Raw genomic sequence first — 8,589 nt, forward strand, 5'->3', positions numbered from 1 at the left:
TATCAAATAGTCGCTATAAATATCAAGAAGATCCAGTTTCATTTTTTGTCCTTAAAAACTTATGGACGAAAAATATGATTATTTCAAGCAGAAATCAACTATTGCTGCGTAACATCAGTGATTAAATTTTAAACAAAAGAGGTTGTGTTCAATCTTTTTAGATTGAAATAATCCTTATAAATTTTGCGATTCGTTTTCCTTTATTTTTTATATTCCATAACTCAACATGTACAAAAAAAATTACCATAATAACTTGGGTTAAATTAGATGTAATTTTTTATTATACTGAAACAAAAAAATAATAAAAAAATACTCTTTTTTTTGCCATTTCAAACTTTTTTAAAAACATTTAATTCAAGCTAAATTACTACTTATGCGTGACTACACCATTCTTAAAATCTCATATTAATATTCTATTATAAGAATAACAATAATGATTTTAATCTGATACTATACGTACATTTGCTTTAAACATGAAAGATACTTATTGAATAATTATAAATTAGTTTTATAATTTCTAAATATGCAATTCATTTTTTTTTAATATCAGATAAATATTATTTTTTTAATAAACGTATTGAAAATTGTTAGATTTTTTGTATAATTACCTACCAGATCGTTTTTGTGTATGTACAGTGCGCGCTTTTTCAACTCCTTCCTCTTTTGTCAATGTTGTAACACGTTTAATGTTCAAAGTCAGTGGTTCCTTGCTGAGAGATTTTTCAGAAGTGGAGAAACTTCAGGGAGCTGAAAAAAGTTTAAAAAAATTTGTCTCTGACGCAGAATGTCGTGTTGAAAAAGTGTTGTATAATGGATTAAAGGAAAGCTATCCTGGATACGCGTTTTTAATGGAAGAAGGCGGATATATCGCTGGAGAAGAAAGTAATTCACCGACGTGGATTATAGATCCTTTAGATGGATCTAACAACTTTTCGAAAGGGATCCCTTATTTTTCTATTTCTGTTTCGCTCTATGAGCGTCAAGATTTCGTGATGGGAGTCATCTATGATCCTATACGGGACGAAGTGTTTTGGGCGCAAAAAGGTGTAGGAGCTTTTTTGGATCAATATAAATTGCGCCTTTCTCAAAAAAGACCTAGAAATTATATTGCCATGGCGTTACCAGGTCCGCGACATACGCCAGATCAGTGTCAGCACATTCTTTCGTTGTTTCATCTGCTTCCAGATACATTATTTCGTTCTTTTGGAAGCACTGCTCTGCATCTTGCATATGTTTCTGCGGGGCGTCTAGATGCGAGTATCGAATATTCTACGCGTATTTGGGATAGCGCAGCAGGTATTGCTATCATTCGGGAAGCAGGAGGAAAAGTTTCTCATCAGTTTACGGGCCCTTTACAAGCGCTCAAAAGCTCTGATATCGTGGCTGGTCATCCTGAAATTTATCATACGTTGTGCGGAATACTACCTGTAAGACAGTCATGAATTTTTCTTTTATAAAAAAGATTTATATATTTTTTCAGGCGCTGATCCGTTCGGGTTCTGATACAGAAGATCCTGGTTATCGGTTGGGAGTTGGAATTTTATTAATGAATCAAGACGGAAAAATTTTTGTGGGAAAACGTATTAAAAAAAAGTATTCTGAGTGGCAAATGCCTCAAGGAGGAGTGGATTTCGATGGTGGAGTCCCAGAGCCTTTTGCTCAGGCTGCTTGGCGAGAATTATGGGAAGAGGTTGGAGTTAAAAATCAGTGCAAAATGGTTGCTTGCACACAAAGAGCTTACCATTATGACTTTCCGTACTTTAATTTGTGGAAATTGCGTTTTAAGGGACAAAAGCAAGTATGGTACGGATTTTTGTTTTCAGGATCAGATGAAGAAATTAATTTAAAAATAACTCGTCATCCTGAGTTTGAGTCTTGGAAATGGATTGAAAAAAAAGAATTAATGACGAGCTGTGCGTTTTTTAAACGATCTTTGTACGCAAAGGTTTTTGAAGAATTATGGCCTACCATGATGAAAGCACTGTGTTCAAAATAATTTGAGCAAACAAACATGCGTGTGAGAATACGCAATTTAATTTTCAAGGTCGCACACACAGAGCTTAGAAACGCAAAAACTTTTTGCCGCAGGTAAAAGAGTATGCTAGTCTATAAAAGTTATTTTTTTAACTTTGTTTTTTGTGTCAAATAATTCTTTAGAATCTTCTATATGGCCTGGTTTTGTTGATGTACTGTCCGCTATGCTGATGGTCGTCGTTTTAGTGTTTACTATGTTTGCACTTTCTAATATTTGTCTTCAGTATACGATTAAAGAGAAAGAAAATAGTTTAAAAAATTCTAAAATTTTGTTCGAACAACAAAGCATGCGTTGGAAGAAAGATGCACTACGTGCCCGAAACGAATCTCAAGCTCTCAATAAAAAATTGAAAGAGTTAGAAAATATGGATCAAAAAGAGATGCAGCGCTTATTGACCTTGTATTCTAATTTAATGGAACATTTAGAGCTTCAAGAAAAAAATCTAGAAAAAGTTCGGCAAGAAGCATGCCGCGCCGAGGCATGGATTCAAGAAAAAGATAAAAAAATTCACCTTCTTGAAAAACGTATAGAGCGCCTAATGGAAGAAAAAATTAAGCAATTATGGAAATCTCGTTCAGAATTTCTTGAAAAACTTCGCGTATTGCTAGAAGGCAGAAAAGATGTAAAATTAGTGGGAGATCGATTTGTATTTCAGTCAGAGGTTCTGTTTGAAATGGGATCTGCTCAAGTAGGCCCTAATGGTAAAGAGGCGTTACGTAGTTTTGCCATCGCATTAAAAAAGATTGCTCTTTTAATTCCTAAAGACGTCAATTGGGTTTTGAGAGTGGACGGGCACACAGATCGCCATCTTTTAAAAGAAAGCAGTAAATTTAAAAATAATTTGGAATTGTCTATTGCAAGAGCATTAGCAGTTGTTGCGTTTTTGAAAGAGCAAGGTGTCCCAGAAAATCGATTAGTTGCCGCGGGATTTGGAGAATTTCATCCCTTAAAGCCTGGGCAATTTAGTGATAAAGATCGACGAATTGAGCTGGTTTTGGATGATAAAAAAATTTAAATGTTTTCTGAAAGTATATTTAAGCATATGCATCAGTTAGTGATTTCGAAATTTCGCTCTTATCATTACGGAGTTCTAGATTTTTCTCAAGGCGTTGTATGTTTAATTGGAGATAATGGAGCGGGAAAAACTAATCTTTTAGAGGCCTTATCTTTGTTCTCTCCGGGGAAAGGATTAAAAGGAGCCAGCTCTTCTGCTTGGTCACACAAAGCAAACTCGGACACTCCTTGGATATTGAAACTCGCGCTAAATAGTCCAACCGGACCTTTAGTTTTGGAGACCTTTGAGTCCAAAGGAAAGCGATGTATTACCATGAACGGCTTACGTTTAAAACATCAACTAGAAATTGCACAATGGATTTCTATGCACTGGATCACTCCAGCCATTGATCGCATGTGGAACCAAGGATGGTGGGCAAGAAGAAAATATTTTGATCGCATTGTCTTTACTTTGTACCCTGCCTACGGAAAATATTTACAATCTTATCAAACCGCAGTTCAAGCACGAAATCGCGCACTAAAAAGTCAAGCATCTTCTTTTATATTAGATGCCATGGAAGAAATTATGGTGCAAAATAGCATAAAAATTTATAAAATTCGTCAACACGCTTTAAAAGAACTGAATATGTTTTTACAATGCAATCATCACTTTCCCTTAATAACTGTAAAGACCCAGGGAGAATTTGAAGAATGGATTCTTCTTCATGTACTTAACTCGTCAGAAATGCAGACAGTAGAATCCGAATTAAAAAAAATTTGGAAAGGATTAAGAGTTCAAGAACACTATAAAGGAACGACAACGTTTGGTCCTCATCATGCTCGATGGGTCGTCACACATATCAATCAACACGAAATCGCATCATGCTCAACAGGGGAACAAAAAAGTATGCTCGTTTCTTTAATATTGGCTTGGTCTAAAATGATAAAAAAATTTCATCCAAAAGAATTTCATTTTTTATTACTAGATGAAGTTGGAGCACATTTAGATACAAAACATCGTACACAGTTATGGAAAGCGCTGAATGAGTTAGAAATGTGTGTGTGGATGACTGGAGTGCATGAAAAAATATTTGAAGGAATCAGTTCTACAAATTGGGTTAACGTACAGCGCTTAGAGGGAAATAGCATTTTAATGTACTGATTTTCATTATAATCCAATTTTTTTATGGGTTAAAAAAATTTAAAAAATCTACAAATTATTACATAATATCTATTGAATTAAAGAAAAAACATTGACACAAACTATAATTGCTGAATAATATTACTTTGAATTTTTAAAAAATAATTTTTATGAAATTAAGTTTTGTTTTATTATTAATTTCGATAATAAAAAATTTTGATACCTCTTTTGCAGTGAACGAACATTCCACAAAGGAAGAAATTATAAGCCATTTAATTCAAGAAATAGAGGATGATGAACGCATCCAAAGCGTTATTGATATTTTAATGAATCAAAATTTGTTATCGAAGATAGGTGGCGCAAAAACATTCCATGTTTTGAATGCATTAAAAATAATAAGCAATGCCCAAGGATCAGCTAACGTAACTTATTTTTTTAAAAATTTTTTACCCCTTCATGCGGTTGATTTATTTGAAGCATTTCCAGAGCAAATGCTTCAATGCATCAAAAAAGCTTCCTTAAATTCTTTGGAATATTTCGGAAATTTACAAAATTTTGAAAATATTTTAAAAATTTTACTGATAAAATATGAAGAAGATGGATCTCACAAAGTGGTTGAATTTTTAGAGGACTTTAAACATGATCAAAAGTTTTCATCCGTCATTAGACTATTTAATGAAGAAATTCAAGAATCAAAGTTAGAATTTTCATTAGATGAGGCTGATTTTTTTAAGGTAGCTTCATGGCTTCCTTTAATCAAACCAAACGATTTAAGAAGTATCTTAGAGTGTTTAATGTTGAAATACAAACGTCATTTTACGTACATACATAATTCTGTAGAAAATCACACATTTCTTCAAGCAGGAACACGTGTTCAAAAAAAAATTTGTTTAAAAACGCAAGAGCTTACTGATTCAGATTTTTCTTATATTTGGGAAGAATTTATAAATCAAGGAGGATTGTGCGCTCCTCAAGCCTTACATTTATTAAATAAAAAAAAATTTGAACATAGTGGAATTTTACTGACCATTCTTTCAGAAAAAATGCATAAAAATGAACAAAATTATGAAAAAAAAAGAGAAATGTTTTCGGCGATAGCTGGAAAATTTTTCCCTCAATACAGAGTGAAAAAATTTTTGAAAAATGAAACAATGTTTAAACAAAAATTAATAGAAAGTCAATATTTTTTAAATTCTTTAAAAAATATCACAATCTTTAGCGGCAATCAAGGTTATTTTTTATTAGATTTTTTGCAAGAATATCCGCACATGTCAAATTTTTTTGAATTTAGGAATTATTTAGATAAATGGGCGCCTATGGATCAAAACATAAAGCAAATCTCATGTGCATGTGAAGATGAATCTTCTTTTAATGATGTGTATTACGATGAAATGAAAGCAAATTTAAATTGCCATAAAGAAGCTCAAAATTTTCCAGAAAAGTTACTACAATTTATTGGCTTATTTTCTCCACTTCACTTCAACTCAACACTTCAAAACACTCTTTACCATGACGTTATTTTATACCTTCCTTACGTAAAAAAAACAGATTTGTTCGTTATTTTGGAATGGTTAGTATCAAAAGATTCAGAATATCAATTTTTTAATCAGTCTCAAGATGAACAAAAAAATATTTTTTTTAAAATCAATGAATTAACGGGAGATGAGTTTTTGGAGATAATTCAAAAAATTTCTAATTTTTCTAAACCTATTTGCCAAGATGTGTTATCAGTATTAAAAAAAACTTTTAGTGACTGAACAAAAAAACGAATGGAAAAAACTTTATCTCAATAGAATACAAGCAGTGCAGAGCGTTAAAAAAATCAAGACAATTTCTCAAAACATTGGGAGTGTTTTAAAAATTTTTAGTAAAGTTTCTGTCATAAAAAAACAAAGTATAGCAAGTAAAAACTTCTAATTTAATAGGTTGCCAAGAATGAGCTGTTTTAGCCCCCTCATCTAAAACGATCTCCAAACACAATAGCCTATCTGTACATATGACTAAAGCAAGACCTCTTTATTGTGACTTAGTCTGCTACAAATACATAAACAACACAGCTTCTTTGAGAATTTTTAGAAAATTTGCTCTGTTCCACACAACTTCCCTCTAAAAACCCTTCCCCCTCTTTTGCGAAAAAATCACCAGAATTTGGTGTGCCATCACCCCATGTGTGCGCTAATCGCTCAGCCTCTTTTGGCGTAAATACACCTCCGTTCAACCCTTCTTGAGTTTCTTTTGCAATCACAAGCCAAACTCCTGCACGCTCGTTGAGACGTGATCGAATCAATCCTGCTCCACCCCCTAAAGCATTCTTTGGATAAACTTGATCCTGTCGTAACATGCTTGCTCCTACTCCATCAATCCAATGATCTTGAGCCAAAGAACTCCACACGTGATGAGAAGCTTTACTTAGTGCGTTTTCTGATAAAGCATGTTCTTCTGGTAATACTCCATGAATACATCTATAATGACGAAGTTGTGTTACAATACTTTGAATATGCTCACACGTTCGCACAAACTTTCCCTGATCAACAATTTTCCACATCTTCATCCCAACACCAGCAATCACGCCAAAAACTGCTAATCCGATGACAATTTCCCACAAAATAAATCCTTTTTGACGCTGCGATAAAAAGCATTTTAAAAAAAACGTAAAACGTTTCACCTAAACCTTACTCCCCAGTTTTAATGCGTTCAATAAGCTCAGAAACGGTGGGAATAAAACCATCTTTATAAAAAGGATCTTCTCTAAATTTATACGCATTATGACCTGCAAACATCAAATTATTTTCTACATCCCCTGTTAATATGATGTCCTGCAATGTTTTTTGGATACAAAACGATCTAGGATCTGGCTTTTCTCCCGTAGACCCAGTAATTCCTTGACTCCAATTACTAAAAAGACAAGAACTTAAACATCCTTTACACTCTCTTTGATCTTTTAATATGCTAGCTGCTTCTTGGGGGGTTGTAAAAATGACCGTTTGACTGGGAGTCGTCATACCTGTCAAAAACCCCTGCTGTTTCCAATGCGCAATATCTCCTAAATCTCTCTCCCTAACAAACAATTGTCTTCCTCTCGTTCCTAACTCTAAAATTCCAAAAAATTCTTCATTTTGGATATAAGAATACGCAACTTGACGAGAAGAGCGCGCAATCAACGCATCAAGGAATGAGTTACGAAACGCTGATGAATAAAACCCCGTCGGACTAAATCTATTTAACAAAATATCTCCAGGAAGAATATTTAATAACCGTTTTTTCCAACTTTCTGAAATTGGACTTTCTTGAGTCAACAAAGGGCGAGTCCCAAACTGAAATCCTATTAAGCCCAGTTCTTCATTATTGATCCAATGAGCCAAATTCTTTAAATGCCAAACCCCTCCAGCCATAATAATAGGTATATGATCTAAAGAAAAATCCCGCATCGAAGCTCTTAACGCCACCACCCTACTATAAGGATCTTCTGGTAGCAAAGGATTTTCCTGATTACTTAACCCGTTATGCCCCCCAGCCTTCCAAGGATCTTCATAAACAACCGCGCTTAACCAATCAGACATCTTACTATACGCACGATTCCACAACGCTCTAAAGGCGCGCGCAGAAGAAACTATAGGTAAATAAAACACTTTAAATCGCGCTGCAATTTCTGCAAGTCTGTACGGCATTCCCGCTCCGCACGTCACCCCATGAATAAGACCTTTCGTACCACTTAAAATACCTTCTAAAACGCTTTCTACTCCCCCCATTTCCCATAAAACATTCATATGGATACGCCCTTTTCCACATGAAAGATCATAGGCAATCTTTGCTTGCTGAACTCCCCCCAATATTGCTTGTTCGATAAGTTCTTTATGACGTTCTTTGCGAGTATGCCCTTGATAAGTCCAAGGTTTAATCCCCCCTTCTTCATCTAGAATGGGCGCATTTACTCCAGAAAACGTCCCTACAGCACCACAAGCTGCCCATGCTCCTGAACTTACTCCATTAGTTGCCCCAATCCCTTTTCCACCTTCAATCAAAGGCAACACCTCTGCTCCAGAGATCGGTATAGAATTCAACATCATGGGATTTAGGACTTGCATTGATATAAAAAATTAATGTTAGTATCTTAATACTACCCAAAGTACTCTGCCAAAACAAGCCCAATGCTTTAGAATGGATACAATAAATCAAGCTCTATCTTAAAAAATACAATCAAATCAATAAGATAAAAAAATTTCTCGTGGTCCAGACATACTTTGTAAAGCGAAGTTATTCTCTAAAAAAATATTCTTTTTCTTTGTGTCGCCAAAAAAATTTTTGTTTTTTTATAATTTACTGATGTTACGCAGCAATAGTTGATTTCTGCTTGAAATAATCATATTTTTCGTCCGTAAGTTTTTAAGGACAAAAAATGAAACTGGATCTTCTTGATATG

7 protein-coding genes are annotated in these 8,589 nt (G+C 34.2%); 5 read left to right on the plus strand and 2 right to left on the minus strand.

All coding sequences use genetic code 11. From position 1 onward, the window contains the following. Positions 1 to 584 precede the first annotated feature (584 nt). From P618_RS04600 to P618_RS04620, 5 genes are all read left to right on the plus strand, one after another. Positions 585 to 1,442: an inositol monophosphatase family protein gene (locus tag P618_RS04600; protein ID WP_021827695.1), complete on the plus strand. Its 858-nt coding sequence runs from the start codon at positions 585 to 587 to the stop codon at positions 1,440 to 1,442. Then, positions 1,439 to 1,996, plus strand: coding sequence for an RNA pyrophosphohydrolase (locus tag P618_RS04605; protein ID WP_021827696.1), 558 nt, complete (start codon positions 1,439 to 1,441; stop codon positions 1,994 to 1,996). The genes P618_RS04600 and P618_RS04605 overlap by 4 nt, the downstream gene beginning before the upstream one ends. Before the next feature lie 142 nt (positions 1,997 to 2,138). Continuing rightward, positions 2,139 to 3,050 carry an OmpA family protein gene (locus tag P618_RS04610; protein ID WP_021827697.1) on the plus strand — a complete coding sequence of 304 codons (912 nt, stop codon included), beginning with the start codon at positions 2,139 to 2,141 and terminating at the stop codon, positions 3,048 to 3,050. Continuing rightward, the gene (gene recF / locus P618_RS04615) at positions 3,051 to 4,190 is read left to right on the plus strand and encodes a DNA replication/repair protein RecF (RefSeq protein WP_021827698.1); all 1,140 of its coding nucleotides are present in this window, start codon (positions 3,051 to 3,053) and stop codon (positions 4,188 to 4,190) included. 149 nt (positions 4,191 to 4,339) lie between these two features. Further along, positions 4,340 to 5,926 carry a hypothetical protein gene (locus P618_RS04620; RefSeq protein ID WP_021827699.1) on the plus strand — a complete coding sequence of 529 codons (1,587 nt, stop codon included), beginning with the start codon at positions 4,340 to 4,342 and terminating at the stop codon, positions 5,924 to 5,926. A gap of 269 nt (positions 5,927 to 6,195) precedes the next feature. Here P618_RS04620 and P618_RS04625 read toward each other — a convergent pair whose 3' ends face one another. Both P618_RS04625 and P618_RS04630 read right to left on the minus strand, forming a co-directional pair. Continuing rightward, the gene (locus tag P618_RS04625) at positions 6,196 to 6,834 is read right to left on the minus strand and encodes a hypothetical protein (protein WP_021827701.1); all 639 of its coding nucleotides are present in this window, start codon (positions 6,832 to 6,834) and stop codon (positions 6,196 to 6,198) included. A 7-nt stretch (positions 6,835 to 6,841) separates the two neighbouring features. Then, complete coding sequence (locus tag P618_RS04630; protein WP_239638266.1) at positions 6,842 to 8,236, minus strand: NAD(P)H-dependent flavin oxidoreductase; 1,395 nt, start codon at positions 8,234 to 8,236, stop codon at positions 6,842 to 6,844. Positions 8,237 to 8,589: the final 353 nt, after the last annotated feature.

Origin of the sequence: Holospora obtusa F1, assembly GCF_000469665.2 — a bacterium.
Lineage (GTDB): Bacteria > Pseudomonadota > Alphaproteobacteria > Holosporales > Holosporaceae > Holospora > Holospora obtusa.

Excerpts from the sequence above, each read along its gene's own strand:
- P618_RS04605 (WP_021827696.1), top strand. The coding sequence starts at position 1,439 with ATGAATTTTTCTTTTATAAAAAAGATTTATATATTTTTTCAGGCGCTG.
- recF (WP_021827698.1), top strand. The coding sequence starts at position 3,051 with ATGTTTTCTGAAAGTATATTTAAGCATATGCATCAGTTAGTGATTTCG.
- P618_RS04620 (WP_021827699.1), top strand. The coding sequence starts at position 4,340 with ATGAAATTAAGTTTTGTTTTATTATTAATTTCGATAATAAAAAATTTT.
- P618_RS04630 (WP_239638266.1), bottom strand. The coding sequence starts at position 8,236 with ATGATGTTGAATTCTATACCGATCTCTGGAGCAGAGGTGTTGCCTTTG.